General features: G+C 46.8%; 20 protein-coding genes. 18 read left to right on the plus strand and 2 right to left on the minus strand.

The genetic code is table 11. The annotated features are described in order from the left end of the window. A complete protein-coding gene (locus WBS51_RS00095) occupies positions 1-888 on the minus strand; it encodes a LysR family transcriptional regulator (protein WP_173747218.1) in 888 nt (295 codons plus the stop codon). A 216-nt stretch (positions 889-1104) separates the two neighbouring features. Here WBS51_RS00095 and WBS51_RS00100 point away from each other — a divergent pair, with 216 nt between their 5' ends. Next, complete coding sequence (locus WBS51_RS00100; protein WP_173747219.1) at positions 1105-4872, plus strand: phosphoribosylformylglycinamidine synthase; 3768 nt, start codon at positions 1105-1107, stop codon at positions 4870-4872. 49 nt (positions 4873-4921) lie between these two features. Here the strand turns inward: WBS51_RS00100 and WBS51_RS00105 are convergent, their stop codons facing one another. Then, positions 4922-5815: a LysR family transcriptional regulator gene (locus tag WBS51_RS00105; protein WP_173747220.1), complete on the minus strand. Its 894-nt coding sequence runs from the start codon at positions 5813-5815 to the stop codon at positions 4922-4924. A gap of 130 nt (positions 5816-5945) precedes the next feature. Between WBS51_RS00105 and WBS51_RS00110 the strand changes: the two genes are divergently transcribed. The 17 genes from WBS51_RS00110 to rlmN all read left to right on the plus strand — a co-directional run bounded on the left by WBS51_RS00110 (position 5946) and on the right by rlmN (position 23232). Continuing rightward, entirely contained in the window at positions 5946-7304 is a 1359-nt protein-coding gene (locus WBS51_RS00110) for an MATE family efflux transporter (protein WP_173747221.1), read from the plus strand. Positions 7305-7484: 180 nt separating this feature from the next. Continuing rightward, complete coding sequence (locus WBS51_RS00115) at positions 7485-10085, plus strand: YfhO family protein (protein ID WP_342694031.1); 2601 nt, start codon at positions 7485-7487, stop codon at positions 10083-10085. A gap of 123 nt (positions 10086-10208) precedes the next feature. Beyond that, complete coding sequence (locus WBS51_RS00120) at positions 10209-11171, plus strand: NADH:flavin oxidoreductase (RefSeq protein WP_330489586.1); 963 nt, start codon at positions 10209-10211, stop codon at positions 11169-11171. Beyond that, positions 11110-11430, plus strand: coding sequence for an NAD(P)-binding protein (locus WBS51_RS00125; RefSeq protein WP_330489587.1), 321 nt, complete (start codon positions 11110-11112; stop codon positions 11428-11430). The genes WBS51_RS00120 and WBS51_RS00125 overlap by 62 nt, the downstream gene beginning before the upstream one ends. 15 nt (positions 11431-11445) lie before the next feature. Next, positions 11446-12114: an FAD-dependent oxidoreductase gene (locus tag WBS51_RS00130; protein WP_330489588.1), complete on the plus strand. Its 669-nt coding sequence runs from the start codon at positions 11446-11448 to the stop codon at positions 12112-12114. A gap of 8 nt (positions 12115-12122) precedes the next feature. Continuing rightward, positions 12123-12935, plus strand: coding sequence for a shikimate dehydrogenase (locus WBS51_RS00135; protein ID WP_334295089.1), 813 nt, complete (start codon positions 12123-12125; stop codon positions 12933-12935). Then, on the plus strand, positions 12913-13080 hold the full coding sequence (locus WBS51_RS00140; protein WP_173747230.1) for a hypothetical protein: 168 nt from the start codon (positions 12913-12915) through the stop codon (positions 13078-13080). The genes WBS51_RS00135 and WBS51_RS00140 overlap by 23 nt, the downstream gene beginning before the upstream one ends. 100 nt (positions 13081-13180) lie before the next feature. Further along, positions 13181-13414, plus strand: a complete 234-nt coding sequence (locus tag WBS51_RS00145) for a hypothetical protein (RefSeq protein ID WP_173747231.1) — start codon at positions 13181-13183, stop codon at positions 13412-13414. Positions 13415-13498: 84 nt separating this feature from the next. After that, complete coding sequence (locus WBS51_RS00150) at positions 13499-13837, plus strand: LPS biosynthesis protein (protein WP_173747232.1); 339 nt, start codon at positions 13499-13501, stop codon at positions 13835-13837. Next, positions 13834-14787 carry a tRNA dihydrouridine synthase gene (locus WBS51_RS00155; RefSeq protein WP_291682089.1) on the plus strand — a complete coding sequence of 318 codons (954 nt, stop codon included), beginning with the start codon at positions 13834-13836 and terminating at the stop codon, positions 14785-14787. The genes WBS51_RS00150 and WBS51_RS00155 overlap by 4 nt, the downstream gene beginning before the upstream one ends. 37 nt (positions 14788-14824) lie before the next feature. Next, positions 14825-15592: a sugar phosphate isomerase/epimerase family protein gene (locus WBS51_RS00160; protein ID WP_291682090.1), complete on the plus strand. Its 768-nt coding sequence runs from the start codon at positions 14825-14827 to the stop codon at positions 15590-15592. Positions 15593-15699: 107 nt separating this feature from the next. Beyond that, on the plus strand, positions 15700-17172 hold the full coding sequence (locus WBS51_RS00165) for a UDP-N-acetylmuramoyl-L-alanyl-D-glutamate--2,6-diaminopimelate ligase (protein ID WP_173747235.1): 1473 nt from the start codon (positions 15700-15702) through the stop codon (positions 17170-17172). Beyond that, positions 17169-19400 carry a replication restart helicase PriA gene (priA, locus tag WBS51_RS00170; RefSeq protein WP_173747236.1) on the plus strand — a complete coding sequence of 744 codons (2232 nt, stop codon included), beginning with the start codon at positions 17169-17171 and terminating at the stop codon, positions 19398-19400. Before WBS51_RS00165 ends, priA begins: the two co-directional genes overlap by 4 nt. A gap of 21 nt (positions 19401-19421) precedes the next feature. Next, positions 19422-19901: a peptide deformylase gene (gene def, locus WBS51_RS00175; RefSeq protein WP_173747237.1), complete on the plus strand. Its 480-nt coding sequence runs from the start codon at positions 19422-19424 to the stop codon at positions 19899-19901. After that, a complete protein-coding gene (fmt, locus tag WBS51_RS00180) occupies positions 19898-20830 on the plus strand; it encodes a methionyl-tRNA formyltransferase (RefSeq protein WP_173747238.1) in 933 nt (310 codons plus the stop codon). The genes def and fmt overlap by 4 nt, the downstream gene beginning before the upstream one ends. Positions 20831-20833: 3 nt before the next feature. After that, positions 20834-22198 carry a 16S rRNA (cytosine(967)-C(5))-methyltransferase RsmB gene (gene rsmB, locus WBS51_RS00185; protein ID WP_294459937.1) on the plus strand — a complete coding sequence of 455 codons (1365 nt, stop codon included), beginning with the start codon at positions 20834-20836 and terminating at the stop codon, positions 22196-22198. Then, the gene (rlmN, locus tag WBS51_RS00190) at positions 22186-23232 is read left to right on the plus strand and encodes a dual-specificity RNA methyltransferase RlmN (RefSeq protein WP_291682095.1); all 1047 of its coding nucleotides are present in this window, start codon (positions 22186-22188) and stop codon (positions 23230-23232) included. Before rsmB ends, rlmN begins: the two co-directional genes overlap by 13 nt.

Below are 23232 nucleotides of genomic sequence, written 5' to 3' on the forward strand. Positions count from 1 at the left end.
TTAGGTTGTTTCCGGCACCAGATACTGAAGAAACTTCTGAGCAGCCGGAGAAGTCAGAAGCTGTGGATTATAAGCCAAAATCAACTTCCGTTTGGGAATGGTTTCTTTTAGCTGTAGCTGGTAAAATTCTTTTTTGCGGTGTTCCAGCACATAATCCGGAACTGTGGTGATGCCCAGACCAATGCGGGCCAAATCCAGCAGTAAATCATTGCTGGAAAGTTCGGCCTCCGGTGTAAGGGAAAGTCCGTGTTTGCTGAAAGTCTGCTGCAGAAATCCGCTGGTGGTGCTGGTTTTGTCCAGCATCAGAATGGGATACCGGGTAAGCTGGGCCAGGGATAAAGTCTGTCCCTCCAGGTTGAAAAAGCGTTTTCCCGCAACGAAAATATCCTGAAATTCCCGAATGACACAGCAGGTATCTTTGGAAGTCAGATAGGGATTGGGCGCATTGGCTACAATGAAGTCCACCCGGTTGTTGTGCAGCAGGGAAACACATCCCCCGGAAGTGGAGTTGGTTACCTTAATGTGCACATTGGGAAATTCTTTATGAAACCGCTTAAAATACGGAATCAGAAAATAGCGGCATATGGTGTCGCTGGCCCCGATGCGCAGGGGCGTTTCCTGGGAAGGAGAATTTAAAATCTGGTTTTCTCCTTCGTACAGAAGATTCACCGCCGGCTCGACATGGCGCAGGAGTGCTTCTCCTTCCGGTGTCAGAGTGACTTTTTTTGTATTTCTGAGAAAAAGCGCATGCCCCAGCTTCTGCTCCAGTGCCTTTATGGACTGGCTGACTGCCGACTGGGAAATGTAGAGCTGCCGGGAAGCCTCAGAGAAACTCAGGGTGGTGGCAACGTAGTAAAAAACTTTATAAAGTTCAAAACTGATATCCATATAGAGTAAAATCCTTTCCTGAAAATGAATGGGAAACAGAAACTTCAAAGTATACTATATAAAGAGGAAAGGAAGATGTCAATGCATAAGTTTTACTTATAAAAAATATTAGTCATATTAATTTTACTTATAAAGTTTCCTATGCTACACTATCCATAGAAATGCAAAAGAAATGCAAAAATACCATTTGTCCCCATCGGGCAGAAAGGAGTCAATATGAGCAGCGTAAAGCGTGTCTATGTTGAGAAAAAAGCAGATTTTGCCGTGCAGGCAAAGGAATTACAGCACGAAATTGAGAGCTACCTGGGAATTAAAGACGTTACAGGCGTCCGTGTGCTGATTCGTTATGATGTGGAGAATATTTCCGAAGAGGTGTTTGAAAAAGCATGTACCTGTGTCTTTTCCGAACCTCCGGTGGATGATTTATTTAAAGAAACTTTTGAATGCAAAGAGGGAGACCGGGTATTTTCTGTGGAATATCTGCCGGGACAGTTTGACCAGAGAGCAGATTCAGCCGTACAGTGCGTACAGTTCTTAAAAGAGGACGAGCAGCCGATTATCCGCTCCGCAACCACTTATGTTATCGAAGGAAACATTTCTGACGGAGAACTGGAAGCGATTAAAAACCACTGCATTAACCCGGTGGATTCCAGAGAAGCAGAGGCTGAAAAACCGGAAACTCTGGTGACAAACTTTGACGAACCTGCAGATGTGAAAATTTTCGAAGGATTTGCAGACATGGCCGAGGCGGATTTAAAGGAATTATACGATTCCCTGAATCTGGCTATGACGTTTAAAGATTTCCTGCATATTCAGAATTATTATAAAAACGAAGAAAAACGCGACCCGTCCATGACGGAAATCCGCGTACTGGATACTTACTGGTCTGACCATTGCCGTCACACCACATTTTCTACGGAATTGAAGCATGTGACCTTTGGCGAAGGAGACTATAAAGCCCCCATCGAAGAAACTTACAAAAAATATCTGGCAGACCGTCAGGTGATTTACAAGGACAGAGACGACAAGTTTGTCTGCCTCATGGACCTGGCTCTTATGGCTATGAAGAAATTAAAAGCCGAAGGCAAGCTGCAGGACCAGGAGGAATCCGATGAAATCAACGCCTGCTCTATCGTGGTACCGGTAGATGTAGACGGAAAAGAAGAAGAGTGGCTCATTAACTTCAAGAATGAAACACACAATCATCCTACAGAAATCGAACCATTCGGCGGTGCAGCTACCTGCCTTGGCGGCGCTATCCGTGACCCGCTTTCCGGACGTACTTATGTATATCAGGCCATGCGTGTAACCGGTGCGGCGGACCCTACGGTTTCCGTCAAAGAAACCATGAAGGGCAAACTTCCTCAGAAGAAGCTGGTGCGCGGCGCTGCTCACGGCTATTCTTCCTACGGAAACCAGATTGGTCTGGCTACCGGTTATGTAAAAGAAATTTACCATCCGGATTATGTGGCAAAACGTATGGAAATCGGCGCAGTTTTAGGTGCAGCCCCAAGAAGAGCTGTTATCCGTGAAAATTCTGACCCGGGCGATATCATTATCTTACTGGGCGGACGTACCGGACGTGACGGCTGCGGCGGTGCAACCGGTTCTTCCAAGGTACACACAGAGGAATCCATCGAAACCTGCGGTGCAGAAGTACAGAAGGGAAATGCTCCCACAGAGAGAAAAATTCAGAGACTGTTCAGAAGAGAAGAAGTCAGCTATCTGATTAAAAAATGTAACGATTTCGGTGCCGGCGGTGTGTCTGTTGCTATCGGCGAACTGGCAGCAGGACTGAAAATTGATTTGGATAAAGTGCCGAAGAAATACGCAGGTCTGGACGGAACAGAAATTGCCATTTCCGAATCACAGGAACGTATGGCCGTTGTCATTGACCCGAAAGATGTGGAAACTTTCTTAGGTTATGCAAAAGAAGAAAACCTGGAAGCCATTCCGGTGGCAGAAGTTACCGAAAGCCCAAGGCTGGTGATGAACTGGAGAGGAAAAACCATTGTTGACTTGTCCAGAGCATTCCTGGATACCAACGGCGCACATCAGGAAACCGATGTCTATGTGGAAATTCCGGGAAAAGAAGGAAATCTGTTCGCGCATACAGAAGAAGTCTCAGATGTGAAGACAAAATGGCTGAATACCCTTGCTGACTTAAACGAGTGTTCCCAGAAGGGCTTAGTGGAAATGTTTGACGGTTCCATCGGCGCAGGCAGTGTGTTTATGCCTTACGGCGGGAAATATCAGCTGACGGAGACACAGGCTATGGTAGCCAAAGTGCCGGTATTAAACGGAAAGACAGAAACGGTTACTATGATGAGCTACGGCTTTGACCCATACCTGTCCAGCTGGAGTCCATACCACGGCGCTGTTTATGCAGTGACAGAATCTGTGGCAAGAATCGTGGCAGCAGGCGGAGACTACAGCAAAATCCGTTTCACCTTCCAGGAATACTTCCGCAGAATGACAGAAGACGCACACCGCTGGAGCCAGCCGTTCGCAGCGCTTCTGGGTGCTTATGCAGCGCAGCTTGGCTTTGGACTTCCGTCTATCGGCGGCAAGGACTCTATGTCCGGTACCTTCAATGAAATTGATGTACCGCCTACACTGGTTTCCTTTGCTGTGGATGTGGCAAAACAGAAAGATGTGATTACACCGGAACTGAAAAAAGCAGGCAGCAAGCTGGTATGGCTGCGTATGCCGAAAGCAGAATACGATTTGCCGGATTTTGAAGCCTTAAAAGAGCAGTATGCAAAACTTCACGAGGACATCCAGGCAGGCCGCGTGCTTTCTGCTTATGCCTTAGACCGTCAGGGTATTGCAGCGGCTGTTTCCAAAATGGCATTTGGTAATCAGATGGGTGTAAAAATAGAACAGAATGTGGACGAAAGAGACTTGTTCGGCGCAGGCTTTGGCGATATTATCTGTGAAGTGGCAGAAGGCAAAGTGGGCGAGCTGGCTATGACCTATACGCTGATTGGTGAAGTGACAGACCGCGCATCCATGGAGTACAAGGATATGAGCATTTCCATGGCAGAGGCTCTGGAAACCTGGAAGGCGCCGCTGGAAAAAGTGTTTAAGACACGCTCCGGTTCAGAGACCGACGATGCAACGGTAAGCATGGACAAGGGTGTTTACGACACAAAGGATATCCACATCTGTGCCCATAAGATTGCGCAGCCTACGGTATTTATTCCGGTATTCCCGGGTACAAACTGCGAATATGACAGTACAAAAGCCTTTGAACGTGCAGGTGCAAAAGTCATTACCAAAGTATTTAAGAATCTGGACGCAGCAGATATCCGCGATTCTGTGGAGACCTTTGAAAAAGCCATTGACCAGGCCCAGATGATTATGTTCCCAGGCGGATTTTCCGCAGGTGACGAACCGGACGGTTCTGCTAAATTCTTTGCAACCGCATTCCAGAATGCAAAAATCAAAGAAGCGGTTATGCGGCTGTTAAATGAGAGAGACGGTCTGGCCCTTGGTATCTGTAATGGTTTCCAGGCGCTGATTAAGCTGGGACTGGTACCGTACGGGGAAATCGTGGGACAGACAGAACAGTCACCAACCCTGACCTTTAATACCATTGGACGTCATATTTCCAAGATGGTTTACACAAAGGTAGTGACAAACAAATCCCCATGGCTGCAGAAAGCAGAGCTTGGAAAGGTTTACACCAACCCGGCTTCTCACGGAGAGGGGCGCTTCGTTGCCAATGACGAGTGGCTGAAAAAACTCTTTGAAAACGGTCAGGTTGCCACACAGTACTGTGATGTAAACGGCAATATTACTATGGACGAAGAGTGGAATGTAAACGGTTCCTACTGTGCAATCGAAGGTATCACAAGCCCGGACGGCCGTGTACTTGGTAAGATGGCACATTCCGAAAGACGTGGTGACGGCGTTGCCATGAACATCTACGGAGAACAGGATATCAAGATCTTTGAGTCCGGTGTGGAATACTTTAAATAAAATTCAAAATGTTATCAAAAAAACTGCTGTGTCTGACACAGCAGTTTTTTTATGGGGTTGGGAATTGTTCTGTGAAAATTTTCAGAAAATCTTTCATTTTCTTCACGCCTTCTCCCTGAACCCGCAGGCGGTGGAAGGTGAGATAGATATGGCGGCCTTCTTTCAGCCAGTTTGGACGGATGGTGCGGACACGGTATTGAGACAGAGATTCTGTCTGAGCCACAATGGAGATTCCCAGTTCTTGTTCCACCAGGCGGGCAATGGCATCCTCACTGTAGGCGAAGTGGGTAATGGCAGGTGTCAGCCCTTCTCTCTGAAAGAGAGCGGAAATCTGGCGGTACATGGGATAATCCTTCCGGTAGGATACGAAGGGATAGGCACACAGGTCTTCTAAGCGGTCCAAAGAACACTGGGCAAAGGCTTTGGTATCCGGCAAAAGCACCACCAGAGGCTGATACAGAAGAGGAATCTGTACTAACTCCGGCTCCGGTTTTATTTTGGAACAGATACCTAAGTCAAACCGGCCGCTTTTTAGTCCCGCGGCAATATCATCACTGGGCATTTCATCTGAATAAATCACATATGCTTTTCCGGCTTGGGAGAGAAAGTTTTTAAACAGCCGGGGAATGTAGCCGTAGGCCATGGACGCAGTATAAGCTACCCGGATTTCGCCGTTAAAGCTGTCTGCACAGGCGTTCATCTGTTTTTTGGCCTGTTGGGCCTGTAAAAGAATACTGTCCGCATAAGGAAGAAATGCTTTTCCCTGTGAGGTCAGCTCAACGCCTCGTCCGTTTGGTTTGAAAAGGGGGACGCCAAATTCCGTTTCCAGTTTTTTTATGGCAATGCTGAGGCTGGGTTGGGAAATGTTTTCCTGCAGGGCGGCCTTTCCCATGTGCTGCAGCCGGGCTGCTGCCTGAAAATAGCGTAATTGTTCCAAGGTCATAAAGAGCGTTCCTCCTAAAATTCATAGTAAAAATAAATGAATCTATAGAAATCATATATTTTATCTTTAGAAAAGTCAATGATACAATACCAGTTGGGAAAAATTTAAAGAAATTTGGGAGAATATGAAAATGGAAGATATCAAAACAAGCGAAAACAAAAAACAGAAAAGTATGGATTTGACGGTGGGACATCCGTTAAAGCAGATTCTTCTCTTTGCCCTGCCCCTGGTATTCGGAACCATGTTCCAACAGCTTTACAGTTTTGCAGATACCGTGATTGTAGGACGGTGTCTGGGTATTGACGCTCTGGCAGCAGTGGGGGCTACCTATTCCCTGCATTTTCTCATTCTGGGGTTTGTACAGGGGGCTTGTGTGGGATTTGGCATTCCTCTGGCCCAGAGTTTTGGAGCAGGAGAGAAGAGGGAACTGCACCGTTTCTTGTGGAATGGATTCTGGGTGGGAAGTTTTTTCAGCGTTCTGTTGACTGTGGGAACAGTGATACTGGCAGCGCCTCTTATGGCTGCTATGAATACGCCGGAAAATATTTTTTCTATGGGAGTATCCTATATTCGTATTTTATTTTTGGGGATTCCGGCCAGTATTCTGTATAACTATTCTGCCAGTGTGCTGCGGGCGCTGGGGGATTCCAGACATCCCTTTTATTTCCTGCTGTTTTCCAGTATCTTAAATGTTGTACTGGATTATGTATTTATTACAGATTTTCATACAGGTGTGGAGGGAGCAGCAGCGGCTACCGTTATCAGCCAGCTTGTCAGCGGGCTTTTGAATACCTGGTGGATGTTTCGGCGCATGGAATTGATAGAAATCCGAAGAGAAGATATGAGTCTTTCCTTTCGGCATATAAGAAAGCTTTGCATAATCGGACTGCCTATGGGGGTGGAGTATTCCGTATCAGCAGTAGGGGCCATTCTTTTGCAGGACGCCATTAACATCCTGGGCAGTGGAGCTGTGGCAGCGCAGACGGCAGGAGAAAAAATCCGCCAGATGTTTACGCTGCCTATGGAAAGCATAGGAATGGCCATGGCAACTTATGCAGGGCAGAACTTCGGCGCCGGCCGTATGGACAGAATTAAAAGAGGAATTCGGGACGGTATAGTCATACAGGCGCTCTACTGCGCGGTAGTCTGGGTGATTTTACTTCTGATGAAAGGGATTCTGGTACAGCTTGTGCTGGGCAGCGGCAGTATACAGGTTGCCCGGAATGCAGAAAAATATCTGATGATTTGCAGCTGCCTGTTTCTTCTTCACGGGCTTTTGATGATATTCAGGAACGTGCTGCAGGGTATGGGATATGCAGGACATGCCGTCTTATCCGGTATCTGGGAACTGGCAGGAAGAGGCCTGGGAGGCTGGATAGCGGTAAGCGGAGCTGGATTTACTGCCGTCTGTTTTGCAAATCCCATGGCATGGGGATTTGCGTTGTGTTACTGCGCGGTCATGGTACTGTGGTTTTTAAAAAGAAAATAAGAGTTTGATTTGCGTCTGAAAGCAGGTGTTGCTGTTTTTGGACGCATTTTTATGGTTTGATAAGGTATGAAAAACAGGAAATTAAAAAAAACTTAAGAAAAATATCAGAATTTTTATAGAAAAAAAGTCGCTTTTTGCTGTTATAATGGGGGTCGTAAAAGAGACAGAAAGGAAAACATCATGAAAAAAAGAATATTTGACCTTACGGGAATTGTACTGATACTGGGAACCTGGGTATTGTGCTGGCTGTTTGTTATGCAGTATGGCGTTTTCGGCTCAAAGGTAGACTGGATTAGCCAGCACAGCGTCATTCCTGATTACTTCCGGCAGAGGTTTTACGCAACCGGAGATTTGTTTCCGGATATTGCGTGGAACCTGGGAGGCGGGCAGAATATTTACAATTTTTCCTATTACGGACTGTTCAGCCCGGTGATTCTGCTTTCCTATCTTCTGCCTTTTGTGGAAATGGACCATTATATTATGTTCACCAGCATACTTTCTTTTTCAGCCTCCTCCTTTCTTTTCTACCAATGGCTGAAAAGAAATCTTTCCGACCGGGTTCTGTCAAGGGCAGCAGCCGTTTTATTTACCCTGGCGACACCACTTTTGTATCACTCTTATAATCAGCTGATGTTTGTGAATTATATGCCTTTTTTATGTCTGGCGCTGCTGGGGGTGGACGCCTATTGCCAAAAGCGGAAAAAAGGATTGGTGATTGCAGGGGTGTGCGGCATGATTCTGACGAGTTTTTACTTCAGTATCGGAGGCATGGCTGCCATTATGCTCTATGTACTGACAAAATTTGAGCGCAGGGAGAACTGGAAGAAAACGGGAGTGAAAATGTTCCAAAGAGGAACGAGGACGGCTGGTGTTTTGTTTCTCTGCGTCTGTATCTGCGGAATCCTGCTGGTTCCTACCGCTTTGGTGCTGTCCTCCAGAGGGCAGTCAGGAGGAGGCGGGATTTCGAGTTTATCCTGGACGCTTATGTCTCCTCTGCGGCTGCTTTACAGCCCTTATGGAGTGGGGATGTCTGCTCTTGGCATTGTAGCGCTTTTGGGGAATATTTTTCCGGGAAGCAGGAGACAGGACCGCCTGCTTTCTCTGGGCCTGGTGATTCTGTTCACAGTGCCGGTCTTTGGCTGGATTTTAAACGGCGGGCTGTATGTAAAAGACAAGGTCTTTATTCCTTTTCTGCCCCTGGTGGTTCTGGAAATTGCCAGGTATATACAGGAATTGAAACGTACCGCATGGATAAAGAATAAGCGGCGCATGGCGTTCCATATTCTGCCTTATCTGGCCGCCGCAGCCTTTATCTGCATACAGCGTGATACTGCGGGATTCCGGCAATACTGGCTGCCGGCTCTGGCAGACTGTGCGCTTATGCTGCTCTTGTATCTGGTGTATCTGAAATTTAACCGCTATCCGCTTCCTGTGTTTGGAGCCTGCCTGATTCTGTTTTTTTCCGGATGGATGGTGAACAAAAACAGCGCCAATATGATTCCGGCAGAAACTTACGAAAAGACGGTGCAAACAGATGTCACCAAAGCTATGAAGGAAATTTTGGAGGAAGACACGGGCTGGTACCGCATGGAAGAACAGGCAGGAGGGGCAGAGGAACTGGCGGATATTGACCGTATCCGGGATATCCGGCAGAATGTAACCTCCATGTATTCTTCCGCTTACAATGAGGATTATATGGAATTTAGAAACAAAACCTTTGGGCTCAATCAGCATTTCCGAAACTCTATGATGCAGGCGGTCTCCGACAATCCTCTGTTTTTGCAGCTTATGGGAGTAAAATATGTCACCGGTCAAAAAGCGCCGGCCGGCTATCAGCTTCTCAAAGAGGGAAAAGACGGCAATCTGTATGTGAATGAATCGGTATCTCCTCTGGCCTATGTGACTTCGGACACCATGGGAGAAGAAGCGTACCGTACTTTGCATTTTCCGGAAAATCAGACAGCGCTTCTGCAGAAAGCCGTGGTGAAGAACGCAGACAGTACGGCTAAACAGGGGGAAACCTTAGAGTCCATGTCAGCCTGTGGGTTTTCCATACCGGAACAAAACACAAAGAAAGGAAAGATTGAGAAAACAGACTATGGCTGGGAAGTGGAGGCAAAGGAAGAACTGCAGCTGACGATACCCCTCGACAGCCTGGGAGAAAACCAGGATTTGCTGGCTCTTTCTTTCAGGCTTACAAACAAAAAGCCCAACCAGGATGTATACATACGTCTCCAGGGACAGACAAACCGTCTGACCGCAGAAAATCATGAATATGCAAATCATAACAGAGATTTTTCCTTTACGGTGCAGCCGGATATGGAGAAGCGGCAGGTTACGCTGATTCTGGGAAAAGGACATTATGAAATCAGCAATCTGAAGGCCTATGGGGGCAATTTGGAAAGCCTGCAGGCAAATTCCAAAAAGCTGTATCAAAATCCGCTGGAACAGGTTTCCATAGAAGATAACCAACTGACTGGGAAAGTGGAGACATCCAGGGCAGGATATCTGATTACCAGCCTTCCCTTTGACAAACATTTCCGGGTATATGTGGACGGGAAAGAAGTACAGACCGAAAAGGTAAATACTGCTTTTCTGGGTGCCCAGGTTCCCAAGGGAAACCATACCATTACCATTGCATACAGAGCGCCGGGAAAAACCGCAGGACTGCTTCTCACCGGCGGAGGAGGTTTTCTGCTGTTTCTGGATAAAGTAAAAATCAAGAGAAGAAGCAGGAAGAAGAAAAACGGTATGAGAAGAAATGTACAAAAAGCAGCATAAAAAGGAAAAAGCAGTCGTCTCCAAAGCGGAGATGGCTGCTTTTTAAGCGTGTTGTTTATCTGAGTTATCCGTATAATGTTCTGCCACATAGTCATGAAAGTTTTTTACGGAGGAGGATAAGAGATGAAATTTGAAGCAATGTTTCAGCCAATCAAAATCGGAAACGTAACAATTCCCAACCGTTTTGTTATGTGTCCCATGGGAAATAACTTTGCAAATACAGATGGAAAAATGAGCGAACGTTCCATCGCATATTATGAAGCAAGAGCGAAAGGCGGCTTCGGACTGATTACCTTTGAAGCTACGGTGGTTTACGAACAGGCAAAAGGCGGCCCCAGAAAGCCTTGTCTGTTCTCAGACGATACGGTGGGCAGCTTTAAGGCGGCCATTGCCGCCTGTCATCAGGCAGGAGCAAAGGTATCCATTCAGCTGCAGCACGCAGGACCGGAGGGAAATTCAAAAGTAACCGGATATCCGTTGAAATCAGCAAGTGCGATTCCGGCTTCCGTAAAGACAGAGATACCGGAAGAGATTTCCACAGAAGAGCTTTACCGGTTGATTGAGGCTTACGGCGACGCGGCCCTGAGAGCAAAGAAAGCAGGAGCAGATGCCGTGGAAGTGCATTGCGCCCATGGGTATCTTGTAAGTTCTTTTATTTCCGAAAGAACGAATAAACGGCAGGATGAATTTGGCGGATGTTTTGAAAACCGTATGCGTCTGGCCAGGTTAATTATTGAAAATATCCGAAAAAAAGCGGGAAAGGCGCTGGCAGTTATCTGCAGAATCAATGCCTCTGATGATGTTTTGGGAGGACAGACTCCTCAGGACGCGGCAGCCGTGGCTTCTTATCTGGAGAAAGAGTGTGGTGTGGACGCCCTGCATGTATCCAGAGCCGTACATCTTCACGATGAATATATGTGGGCGCCAAGCGCTCTTCACGAAGGCTTCAGCGCAAACTGCGTGACGGAAACATATTCCGGTGATTACGGTAGGACGTTATACAGAGCCTCAGTATGCAGAACTGATGGTGGAGGAAGGAAGAGCGGATTTGGTTGCTTTTGGACGCCAGAGCATTGCAGACCCTAATCTTCCCCAAAAGGCAAAAGACGGAAAACTGGATTTGCTTCTGCCTTGTATCGGATGCCTGCAGGGCTGTGTGCCTCATATGTTTAAAGGAGAGGCTATTACCTGTCTGGTGAACCCTCTTGTGGGAAGGGAAATGGAACTGTTTCCCGCAGAGCAGAAAAAAGACGTGGCGGTTATCGGCGGAGGTCCGGGAGGACTGTATGCTGCCTATATCTGTGCACTTCGGGGACATAATGTTACCTTATACGAAGAAAAATAGAAGCTGGGCGGAAATATGCGTCTGGCGGCTTATCCTCCGGGAAAAGGATGTATCAATGGCATGATTTGCGGGTATATCAATAACTGTAAAGCCCAGGGTGTAAAAATCGAAACCAATACACCGGCAACACCGGAACTGATTCGCGAGAAAAATCCGGATGCAGTGATTGTGGCAACCGGCTCCAATCCTCTGGTGCTTCCGATTCCGGGAATCGAAAAGGCAGTCCATGCAGCGGATGTGCTGGAAGGGAAAGTAAAACCTGGAAAACGTGTGCTGGTAGTCGGCGGCGGCATGGTCGGCTGCGAAGTGGCAGATTTTCTCGGGGAACTGGGACATCAGGTATCCATTATCGAGCTGCGGAGTGAACTGGGAGCAGATGTGATTCCTGAGCATAAAAAATTCCTTATGAAAGAACTGAAAGAATACCAGGTAGAGGGAATTACAGGGGCAAAAGTGACAGGCTTTTATGAAGACGGTGTTTCCTATGTTCTGGAAGACGGAACGGAAGGCCGTGTCGAGAACATGGATAGTGTGGTGCTTGCCATGGGATACCGCAATCATGAAGTACTGAGTGAAGCGATAAAAGATATTGTCAAAGAAGTCGTTGTGATAGGCGACGCAGTCCGTGCGCGCAGGGCTCTGGATGCCACCGATGAAGCCCTCAAAGCGGCGATGTCAATTTAGAAAGGAGCATACATATGGAAATCAATGGAAAAACAGAACTTTTTTGTCTTATCGGCTCTCCGGTAGGACACTCCGGTTCTCCGGCTATGTACAATTACAGCTTTCAGAAGACAAATCTGAACTGTGCGTATCTGGCTTTTGATGTAAAGCTGGAAGAAACCGAGGCTGCTGTCAATGGTTTGAAAACCCTTGGCTGCAGCGGCTTCAATGTGACTATGCCCTGCAACACCATGGTGATAAAGGACGGAAAGCTTTACGGACATAACACAGATGGCATAGGATTTGTGAAAAATCTGAAAGAACATGGTGTGGATGTAAAAGATAAGGTGATGACGGTGATGGGAGCAGGCGGCGCCGCTACAGCTATTCAGGTGCAGTCTGCTTTGGAAGGTGCCAGAGAAATTCACATTTTTAACCGCAGGGACGAATTTTATGCAAATGCAGAAAATACAGCAAAGAAAATTGAAGAGCGCGTTCCCGGTGTAAAAGTAAACGTATATCCTTTGGAGGATGAACAGAAATTATATGAAAAAATTGGGGAAAGCCATATTCTTGTGAACGCAACCAAGGTGGGTATGAAACCGATGGAAGAGGAATCTCTGATTAAAGATACCAGGGTATTCAGAGAAAATCTTGTGGTTGCAGACGCTGTTTATAACCCAAGAGAGACAAAAATGCTGCAGGAAGCGCAGGCAGCAGGGTGCAAAATCGCACTGGGCGGTATCGGTATGCTTCTTCGTCAGGGGGAAGCAGCTTTCCGGATTTTTACCGGAGAGAATATGCCCACGGAGGAAGTTTATGAAAAATTCTTTCGCGAATGAAACGAATTTTTTAAATCCTATGGAACAGGACATAGAGCGAATCCGAAAACAGTTGGGAAAAGGAATGGAAATCGGGGAAATTGCAGATAAATTGCACTTGGACAGGGAGTACGCCTGGTTTCTGTTCTGGTTTGGAATTGTATGAGAAAAACGGATTTGACTTTCCGTTCCTTCTGTGATTTTTTTAGCAAAAGTAAAAGATGGTTTTGTAACCGTCATCCGGTATCGAAAGATACCCGTAGTAAATGAGAAAGCAAGACTTTTATTGTGGCAGAGGTCATGATAAGAGTCTTTTTCTTTTTTCTGATACCTCTTTCACAGGTACTTGCTTTCTTACTTTTGCGGATTTCGTTTTCGACGGTTTTGTGGCGGATTATCTGGTGCAGAATAAAATTTCAGATGCCAGAGAAGAGATAGAAGATGGGATTTACCATGTGAGAACAATCTTAGAAAATTTGTACAGGAAACTGGAGGTGTAAAAAGACGATGAGAGAAGTTTTAAAAGTGAAGAAACTGTGCTATACTTTTGACGTAAAAAAGTAAGAAAGAGTTGGAGGGATATCATGCAGATAGAGAATCACCCCAAAGAACTTGCGGCCATGGAAGAATTTCACAAAGGAAACCGCAGGGAGGGGCTGAAATTACAGGAAGAATTTGTCGCAGAATTCCGGGAAGCTTACAAAGATAAAGACCACTGTCCCTGCCAGAAGGCCTGTGGCTATCATGGAAACTGCAGGGAATGTGTAACCATACACCGGGCTCATCAGGAGCATGTGCCGAATTGTATGCGTCCCATGCTGAACCGGAAGCTGAAACTTTTATCTGAATTAACAGAACATACACTGGCAGCGGAAATTGAAGCGCCCAAAGAGATTTTAAGAAAACAGGAGAGCAGTACATGAAGTATTATTTTGCCCCTATGGAGGGAATTACAGGATACGTGTACCGAAGCGTGCACCACAAATTTTTTTCGGGAATCGATAAATACTTTACCCCGTTTCTCTCCCCAGGCCCGAAAAAAGTACTGACAGACCGGGAAATCCGGGATATTCTGCCAAAAAACAATCCTCAGATGTATGTGGTACCGCAGATTCTCACCAACCGGGCGGAGGATTTTATTCGTGTGGAAAAAGAGCTGGAAAGCTATGGATACCGGGAAGTCAATTTCAATCTCGGCTGCCCCTCCGGCACGGTGACAGCGAAGAAAAAAGGAGCAGGTTTTCTGGAATATACGGAAGATTTAAAACGGTTTCTGGACGAGGTTTTTCAGAAGCCCTGTCTGGAAATTTCCATAAAAACCAGAATCGGAAAAGAGGACCCGGAAGAGTTTGTCCGGCTTCTGCGTATTTATAACCAGTACCCTTTGAAGGAACTGATTATCCATCCAAGGGTACAGACGGATTATTACCGGAATACGCCCAATCGGGAAGTTTTCGCAGAAGCGATAAAAAACAGCGCAAATCCTGTTTGTTATAACGGAGATTTGTTTGATTTGGAAAAATGTAAGGCGTTTGAAACCGAGTTTCCCCAGGCGGATATCTGTATGCTGGGCAGAGGCCTTCTGGTGAATCCGGCATTGGTGCGGGAACTGCAGGGTGGAAAAATGCTGGAAAAACAGGAATTGCGGGAGTTTCACGACGCATTGTGCCGGGAATATGAAACGGTAATGAGCGGGGACAGAAACGTCCTGTTTAAAATGAAGGAACTGTGGTTTTATATGGGACATCTTTTTGAAGAGAATAAGAAGCAGATGAAGAAAATCAAGAAATCACAGAAGCTTTCTGATTATATGGAGGCCGTGGACAGCCTTTTTGAAGAGGGCGAATTTCACGCTTGGGGAACATTTGAGTAAAACCGGAGAGTGACAGGAGAAGACAGGAGGCAGAGCCATGATTTATATCAGCCATCTTTTACCAGATGAAGAAATGCAGGAAGTAATCGCTCAAACCGGGGCAGGAGTGGAAAGCATTGAATTTTCCATTTCCGAAAATCTGGATTCCTTATCCGCACACATTGCTTCCTATAAAAAGCGGCTGGCTTTTATGGGTGCAGACAGGCTGACCTTGCACGGTCCTTTTCTAGACTTAAACCCCATGACTTATGACAGTGGGATTGCCAGAGTCACGAAACTGCGTTTTGCCCAGGCGTATGAGGCAGCAAGAGAACTGGGAGCAGAGAAAATCGTGTACCATTCCGGTCTGTATCCGGACGCTTACCTGCTCATTGGCTGGGCAGAGCGAATGGCAGATTTTTTCGGGGAGTTTCTGGAAGACAGAAGAGACATAGACGTGGTTGTGGAAAATGTCTTTGACAGAACCTGGAAACCTTTAAAGGATATGGTGCAGAGGGTGGGAAAGGAGAACTTTCACTTATGTCTGGATGTGGGACATGCCAACCGCTATTCCGAAATTTCGGTACGGGAGTGGTGCCACAATCTAAAAGAGGATATGACACATGTGCACGTGCATGATAATTGCGGAGACAGGGATGCTCATCTGGCTGTGGGAGAAGGCAAGATTCCCTGGGACAGTATTTGGGACGCTCTTAGGGAAAGAAAAGAGATGACCTACACCATTGAGTGCAGTACAAAGGAGGCTGTTTTAAAGTCCTATGCACGGATTAAAAAAGGCATTTTCCAAAATCTGAAAAATCTATAAATATGCAGTTAGAAACAGGCGAAGGGCTTGCCCCTTTGCCTGTTTTTATGTTATCCTAAATAGTAAGACAAAAAATTACCCGACAGAATCGAAAGGGGAATGTAAACATGAAGAAATTAACAGACTTACTGGAACATGTGGAGTACCAATGTCTCCAGGGTACAACAGATAAAGAAATCACCAGCGTGGTATATGATTCCAGAAAGGCAGAGCCGGGGTCGCTGTTTCTCTGTATTAAGGGGGCAGTGTCAGACGGACACAGCTATGCAGCTTCCGTTGCGGAAAAAGGCGCTGCGGTACTGGTGGTGCAGGACGAAGTAGATGTGCCAAAGGATGTGACGGTTATCCGGGTAAAAGACAGCCGTTATGCCATGGCCTGTATTGCGGCAGCCTGGTTTGATTACCCGGCCGCAAAGCTGAAAACCATAGGAATTACAGGTACGAAGGGAAAGACCACCACAACATATCTCGTAAAATCCATTCTGGAAAATGCGGGACATAAGACCGGGCTTATCGGAACCATAGAAACCGTTATTGGAGACACCCGCATTCCTTCTGCCAATACTACACCCGAATCCTATCTGGTGCAGGAATACTTTGCAAAAATGGCAGAGGCGGGCTGTGACAGTGTGGTCATGGAGGTTTCCTCCCAGGGACTGATGCTGCACCGCACCGCAGGATTTACCTTTGATATCGGTATTTTCACGAACATTGAGCCAGACCATATCGGGCCCAATGAGCACAAGGATTTTGAAGATTATATGCACTGCAAATCTCTTTTGTTCCAACAGTGCAAGGTAGGCATTTTTAATGGAGATGACCCGCATTTAGCCCAGATTTTAGAAGGTCATACCTGTCAGGTGGAAACCTTTGGTTTTTCCGAAAAGGCGGATTTGAGAGCGGAGAACACCAGACTGGTAACGGGCAAGGGAACTCTTGGCATTGCTTATGACTTAAAGGGACTTCTGGATTTTCCGGTGGAAATCGACCTGCCGGGTAAATTCAGTGTGTACAATTCGCTGACTGCCATTGCTGTCTGCCGTCATTTCGGTGTTTCCAAAGAAAACATTCAGAAAGCCCTGAAAAACGCAAAGGTAAAAGGCAGAATTGAAATGGTGAAGGTTTCCGATGCGTTTACTCTGATGATTGATTATGCACACAATGCCATGAGTCTGGAAAGTCTTCTGGTGACACTGAAAGAATACCGGCCAAACCGTCTGGTATGTCTTTTTGGCTGCGGAGGCAACCGTTCGAAGCTGCGCAGATATGAAATGGGAGAGGTGTCCGGGAAACTGGCAGACCTTACCATTATTACCTCTGACAATCCAAGAGACGAAGACCCTCAGGAAATCATCAACGATATTAAGGTGGGCATTGGCAAAACCACAGGAGAGTATGTGGAAATCATTGACCGGAAGGAAGCCATTGCCTATGCCATTCACCACGGACAGCCGGGGGATATTGTGGTGCTGGCCGGAAAAGGCCATGAGGATTACCAGGAAATAAAAGGCAAGAAATATCCTATGGATGAGCGTGTGCTGATACAGGAAATTCTGGAAGAAGACAGAAAAAATAAATGAGCAGGATTTATGCAGATATTATCGTAGACATTTCCCAGGAGAAGCTGGACAAAAGTTTCCAGTATGAAATACCGGAAGAACTGCAGGGACAGGTGGAAATCGGAAAGCGGGTGCGGATTCCCTTTGGAAACGGGGGAAGAGAGCTGACAGGTTATGTCATCGGACTTTCCGAAGAACCCAAAATCGAGCCGGACAGAATCAAAGCAATTCTGGCTGTGGAAGACCGGGGCATGGAAATTGAATCCCGCCTCATTTCCCTGGCAGGATGGATTGCCCGGCAGTACGGCTCTACCATGAATCAGGCATTAAAAACCGTTCTTCCCGTCAAGGAAAAAGAAACGGCAAAGGAGAAGAGATACCTTTGTCTGGCAGCGCCGGAAGAGGCTTGTATACCTTTTCTGGAAGAGTACAGGAGAAAACATTACAAAGCAAAAGAACGGCTTTTGCAGGCATTAATGGAAAAGAAAACACTGGAATACACCTATGCTGCGGCAGAATTGAAAATTACGGCTTCAGTTATACGGGGACTGGAGGAAAAAGGCCTTCTTAAGATAGAGCGGGAGCGGGATTATAGAAATCCGGTTTTCAAAGGGGAAGACAGAAAAAATCTGGAAATCTCTCCTCTGAGCCCGGCGCAGAAAGAGGTGTGCAGGGAAATTTTTGCAGAATGGGAAACGGAACATCCCCGTCCCTGTCTCATAAAAGGGGTGACGGGAAGCGGAAAAACGGAAGTTTACATGGAACTCATTACCCATGTGTTGGAACAAGGACAGCAGGTCATTGTGCTGATTCCGGAAATTGCCCTGACCTATCAGAATGTGTCCCGGTTTTATCGGCGCTTTGGCGACTGTGTGTCTCTGATAAATTCCCGGCTTTCCAAAGGGGAGCGTTTTGACCAGTTTGAAAGGGCGAAAAAAGGGGAGGTTTCCATTGTCATCGGTCCCCGTTCCGCCCTGTTTACGCCCTTTCCCAATCTGGGCCTGATTCTTATCGATGAAGAACACGAAGATTCCTATAAAAGTGAGAAGACACCTTGTTACCATGCCAGGGAAACGGCAATCCGCCGGGGGGAAATGGAAGGCGCCCATGTGGTGCTGGGGTCGGCTTCTCCCAGTGTGGAAAGCTATTATAAGGGAAAGACAGGAGAATATAAACTCTTGTATCTGGAAGAGCGTTACGGCGGCAGCCGGCTTCCCCAGGTTTTTGTGGTGGATTTAAAGGAAGAATTAAAGACGGGAAACCGTTCCATGTTCAGCAGTGTTCTGACAGAAAAAATCCGGGACAGACTGCAGAGGAAGGAACAGGTCATGTTGTTTCTCAACAGGAGAGGATATACGGGATTTGTCAGCTGCCGTTCTTGCGGACATGTGATGAAATGTCCTCACTGTGATGTCTCTTTGACCTCCCACAGAAATGGAAGGCTTATCTGCCATTACTGCGGTTACGAAACCTGGGATGTGAGCAAGTGTCCGGTGTGCGGTTCGCCCTATATCGGCGGCTTTAAGGCAGGAACCCAGCAGATAGAAGTTCTTTTGCAGAAAAGTTTTCCGGGAGCCGGGGTGCTGCGCATGGATGCGGACACCACAAAGAAGAAAGATGACCATGAAAAGATTCTGGCTGCGTTTGCCAGAGGGGAAGCGGATATCTTAATTGGCACGCAGATGATTGTAAAAGGTCATGATTTCCCCAATGTGACTCTGGTGGGGGCTCTTGCAGCAGATTTATCCCTGTGCAGCGAGGACTACCGGGCAGCAGAAAAGACATTCCAGCTGCTTTTGCAGGCTGTGGGAAGGGCTGGCAGAGGACAGCGGGCCGGAGAAGCGGTGATTCAGACGTACCATCCGGAACACTACAGTATTCTGGCAGCACAGACCCAGAATTATGAGGACTTTTACCAGCAGGAAATCCGTTACCGGATGCTTATGGATTATCCGCCTGCAGCGGCTATGGCGGCCGTCAGAGGAGCCTGTACAGACGAAGCCCTTTTAAAAGAGGCCATGTCTTACTGCCGGAAATACGTAAAGCGTATCTATCCAAAAGAAGATTTGGTTCTCATCGGACCGGCGCCGGAAACGGTATCGAAGGTGCAGGATTATTACAAAATGGTGCTTTATATGCGCCACAAGGACCGGGAAATTCTGGTAAAACTAAAAGACGCTCTGGAAAAATATATTGCGGTCAATAAAGGCTTTCAGAATATTTATATACAATTTGATTTTAACGTTTAGAAAATCCAAAGGAGAATAGAAATGGCAATCAGAAAAATCAGAACAGAAGGCGACAGCATTTTAACAAAGGAATGTAGAAAAGTAGAGAAAATGACACCGAAAATCCAGGAACTCATTGATGATATGTTTGACACTATGTACGAGGCTTACGGCGTAGGACTGGCAGCCCCTCAGGTAGGAGTTTTAAAGCAGATTGTAGTCATTGACACCACAGGGGAAGACCCATTGGTGCTGATTAACCCGGAAATTATAGAGACTTCCGGTTCCCAGACAGGAGATGAGGGCTGCTTAAGCGTTCCGGGTATGTCCGGAACGGTCACACGTCCAAACCATGTAAAAGTAAGAGCCTTGGACGAAAACATGGAGGAATATATCTTAGAGGGAGAGGAACTGCTGGCCAGAGCTATCTGTCATGAGACAGACCATCTCCATGGCAGACTGTATACAGAACTGGTAGAGGGTGAACTTCACCGCACGAGTTATGAGGAGGACGACGAATGAGAGTAGTTTTTATGGGAACTCCGGATTTCGCAGTGGGAACTCTGGAGGAAATCATCAAAGCCGGACACGAAGTAGCCGGGGTAGTGACACAGCCGGATAAGCCAAAGGGCAGAGGGAAAACCCTGATGCCCACACCGGTGAAGGAAGTAGCGTTAAAACACGAAATTCCTGTTTACCAGCCGAAAAAAGTGCGGGAAGCGGAATTTGTGGAAACGTTAAGGAAAATCGCTCCAGATGTAATTGTAGTGGCGGCCTTTGGACAGATTATTACAAAGGAAATCCTGGAAATGCCAAAATACGGCTGTATCAATGTACACGCTTCTCTTCTTCCTGCCTACCGAGGGGCAGCGCCCATTCAGTGGTCCGTGATTAACGGAGATAAAGAATCCGGCGTTACCATTATGCAGATGGACGAGGGGCTGGATACGGGAGACATGATAGACAAAGTTGTAGTTCCCATTGCAGCGGACGAAACCGGAGGCAGCCTGTTTGATAAATTAAGCCAGGCAGGAGCCAAACTCTGTACAGAAGTATTGGAACAGTTAGAAAACGGCACCGCCGTAAGAGAAAAGCAGCCGAAAGAGAGCACTACGCCATATGCTGCCATGATTGACAAGAAAATGGGAAACATTGACTGGAGAAAGCCTGCAAAGGAAATTGAGCAGCTTATCCGGGGATTGAATCCCTGGCCCAGCGCATATACAAAGCTGCAGGGAAAAACACTGAAAATCTGGAAGTCAGAGGTCAGAGAGGAAAGCTTTGGAACTCAGCCGGGACAGGTTGTGGGAATCGAAGAAGACGCCCTGCTTATTCAGACCGGCAAAGGCAGCCTGGCAGTAAAGGAGCTGCAGCTGGAGGGCAGGAAGCGCATGGACACTTCTTCTTTCCTGCGGGGCTTTTCGGTTTCGGAACATGAGGTTTTAGGATAAATTATGATGAACAAAGTAAACTTAAGAGAATTGATTCTGGAAATTCTTCTGGAAATCAGCAAAGGGGAACGGCACAGTCATCTGATAATACGGGGAACGCTGGAAAAATATCAGTATCTGGAAAAGCAGGAGAGGGCTTTCATTACCAGAGTCTGTGAAGGCACTCTGGAATACCGTCTGCGTCTGGACTATATTCTGAACCGGTATTCTACTGTTCCCACAGAGAAGATGAAGCCGGTTATCCGGGAACTTTTGCGAAGCGGTGTGTATCAGATGCTGTATATGGACAGTGTACCGGACAGCGCAGTGTGCAATGAAGCTGTGAAGCTGGCCAGAAAAAAAGGTTTTTACAACCTTACCGGTTTTGTAAACGGTGTGTTAAGAAAGGTAGCCAGAGAATACGGCAGTATTCGGTTCCCGCAGAAGAGTCAGCCCGTGGAATACCTCTCTGTGATGTATTCTATGCCGATATGGCTGGTAGAACGCTTTCTGAAGGATTACGGATTTGAAAAGTCTGAAAAAATTTTTGAGGCTTTTTTAGAGGAGAGTCCTACCACTATCCGTATAAGAGAACATCTGGTAGATAAGCAGGCGGTGCTGGAGAGCCTGGAAAAACAGAAAGTTCTTGTAGAAAAGGCGCCTTATGTAGAAAATGCCTATTATCTGAAAAATTATGATTATCTTCCTGCCTTAGAGGCGTTCCGTATGGGAAATATCCAGGTACAGGATGTCAGTTCCATGCTGGTTGCAGAGATTGCAGACCCCAGGGAGGGGGATTATGTGATTGATTTGTGCGCGGCGCCGGGAGGAAAGAGTCTGTGCATCGCGGATAAGTTGAAAGGAACCGGGCGGGTGGACGCCAGGGATATCAGCAGAACCAAGACGGACTTGATTCGGGAAAACGCTATCCGTCAGAATTTCCTCAATGTGGTAGTGACTGAAAAAGACGCCACAGAACTGGATTCGGAAGCTCTGGAAAAGGCGGACATTCTTCTTGCAGACGTTCCATGCTCCGGTCTTGGGGTTATCGGAAGAAAGACGGACATTAAATACAACATCAGCCAGGCAGGTATTCAGGAACTGGCTGCCCTGCAGCGGAAAATTCTGGAACAGGCATCTACTTATGTGAAGCCGGGTGGTACCCTGATTTACAGTACCTGTACCGTTACCCCAGAAGAAAATATAGAAAACGTGCAGTGGTTTACAGAGCATTATCCCTATGAACTGGAAAGTCTGGACCCGTATCTGTGTGAGGAACTTAGGGGAGAAACTACAAAAGAAGGCTATCTGCAGCTGCTTCCGGGGATTCATCACTGCGACGGATTCTTTATAGCCAGATTGAAGAGGAAAACAGAATGGAACAGATAGAAATTAAATCACAAAGTCTGAAGGAATTAAAGGAAACCGTGGCAGCACTGGGAGAAAAGCCTTTTAGGGCGAAACAGCTCTATGAGTGGATACACCAGAAACTGGCCGTGGACTTTGAGGAGATGACCAATCTGTCCAAGGCTTTTCGGGAAAAGCTGAAACAGCAGTGCGTACTGACTGCGCTGGAGACTTTGGAGGTGCAGACATCCAAAATAGACGGTACCCAGAAATATCTTTTTGCCCTCTCTGACGGGAATGTTGTGGAAAGTGTGCTGATGAAATACAAGCACGGCAACAGCGTGTGCATTTCCTCTCAGGTGGGCTGTAAAATGGGCTGCCGGTTCTGCGCTTCTGCCATTGGAGGCTGGACCAGAAATCTGCTGCCTTCGGAAATGTTGGACCAGATTTACCGGATACAGCAGATTTCCGGGGAACGGGTGTCAAACGTAGTGGTCATGGGAACCGGAGAGCCTTTGGATAATTACGAGAATCTTTTGAGATTTATCCGTATGCTTTCGGACGAAAACGGGCTGCATATCAGCCAGAGAAATATCACGGTGTCCACCTGCGGCATTGTGCCCCGGATGTATGATCTGGCAGAGGAAAATCTGCAGATTACCCTGGCCATTTCTCTTCATGCGTCCAATCAGGAGAAAAGGGCGGAACTGATGCCCATTGCCAATCGGTATTCTATTGGAGAAGTGCTGGAGGCCTGTCGGAATTATTTTGAGAAAACAGGCAGAAGACTGACTTTTGAGTACAGTCTGGTAGGCGGAAAGAATGATTCCCAGGAGGATGCAAGGGAGCTGGCAGAGCTGATTCGGGGGCTGAACTGCCATGTGAATCTCATTCCCGTAAACCCCATTAAAGAGCGGGATTTCGTGCAGTCAGAGAAAAAAGTTATAGAGAATTTTCAAAATAAACTTGAAAAATACCAAATAAATGTTACTATTAGAAGGGAAATGGGCAGAGATATTGATGGTGCCTGTGGACAACTAAGGAAAAGTTATATCGATAAGAAAGAGGACTCGTAG

Source organism: Blautia acetica (genome assembly GCF_038739805.1).
GTDB lineage: Bacteria > Bacillota > Clostridia > Lachnospirales > Lachnospiraceae > Blautia.

What these genes read in the sequence shown, in the direction of transcription:
- WBS51_RS00120 (WP_330489586.1), top strand. Translation starts at nt 10,209, where the DNA reads ATGAAATTTGAAGCAATGTTTCAGCCAATCAAAATCGGAAACGTAACA.
- WBS51_RS00095 (WP_173747218.1), bottom strand. Translation starts at nt 888, where the DNA reads ATGGATATCAGTTTTGAACTTTATAAAGTTTTTTACTACGTTGCCACC.
- WBS51_RS00145 (WP_173747231.1), top strand. Translation starts at nt 13,181, where the DNA reads ATGAGAAAGCAAGACTTTTATTGTGGCAGAGGTCATGATAAGAGTCTT.
- WBS51_RS00130 (WP_330489588.1), top strand. Translation starts at nt 11,446, where the DNA reads ATGCGTCTGGCGGCTTATCCTCCGGGAAAAGGATGTATCAATGGCATG.
- WBS51_RS00105 (WP_173747220.1), bottom strand. Translation starts at nt 5,815, where the DNA reads ATGACCTTGGAACAATTACGCTATTTTCAGGCAGCAGCCCGGCTGCAG.
- fmt (WP_173747238.1), top strand. Translation starts at nt 19,898, where the DNA reads ATGAGAGTAGTTTTTATGGGAACTCCGGATTTCGCAGTGGGAACTCTG.
- rlmN (WP_291682095.1), top strand. Translation starts at nt 22,186, where the DNA reads ATGGAACAGATAGAAATTAAATCACAAAGTCTGAAGGAATTAAAGGAA.
- WBS51_RS00160 (WP_291682090.1), top strand. Translation starts at nt 14,825, where the DNA reads ATGATTTATATCAGCCATCTTTTACCAGATGAAGAAATGCAGGAAGTA.
- WBS51_RS00150 (WP_173747232.1), top strand. Translation starts at nt 13,499, where the DNA reads ATGCAGATAGAGAATCACCCCAAAGAACTTGCGGCCATGGAAGAATTT.
- WBS51_RS00115 (WP_342694031.1), top strand. Translation starts at nt 7,485, where the DNA reads ATGAAAAAAAGAATATTTGACCTTACGGGAATTGTACTGATACTGGGA.
- WBS51_RS00140 (WP_173747230.1), top strand. Translation starts at nt 12,913, where the DNA reads ATGAAAAATTCTTTCGCGAATGAAACGAATTTTTTAAATCCTATGGAA.
- WBS51_RS00100 (WP_173747219.1), top strand. Translation starts at nt 1,105, where the DNA reads ATGAGCAGCGTAAAGCGTGTCTATGTTGAGAAAAAAGCAGATTTTGCC.
- def (WP_173747237.1), top strand. Translation starts at nt 19,422, where the DNA reads ATGGCAATCAGAAAAATCAGAACAGAAGGCGACAGCATTTTAACAAAG.
- WBS51_RS00165 (WP_173747235.1), top strand. Translation starts at nt 15,700, where the DNA reads ATGAAGAAATTAACAGACTTACTGGAACATGTGGAGTACCAATGTCTC.
- priA (WP_173747236.1), top strand. Translation starts at nt 17,169, where the DNA reads ATGAGCAGGATTTATGCAGATATTATCGTAGACATTTCCCAGGAGAAG.
- WBS51_RS00155 (WP_291682089.1), top strand. Translation starts at nt 13,834, where the DNA reads ATGAAGTATTATTTTGCCCCTATGGAGGGAATTACAGGATACGTGTAC.
- WBS51_RS00110 (WP_173747221.1), top strand. Translation starts at nt 5,946, where the DNA reads ATGGAAGATATCAAAACAAGCGAAAACAAAAAACAGAAAAGTATGGAT.
- rsmB (WP_294459937.1), top strand. Translation starts at nt 20,834, where the DNA reads ATGATGAACAAAGTAAACTTAAGAGAATTGATTCTGGAAATTCTTCTG.
- WBS51_RS00125 (WP_330489587.1), top strand. Translation starts at nt 11,110, where the DNA reads ATGGTGGAGGAAGGAAGAGCGGATTTGGTTGCTTTTGGACGCCAGAGC.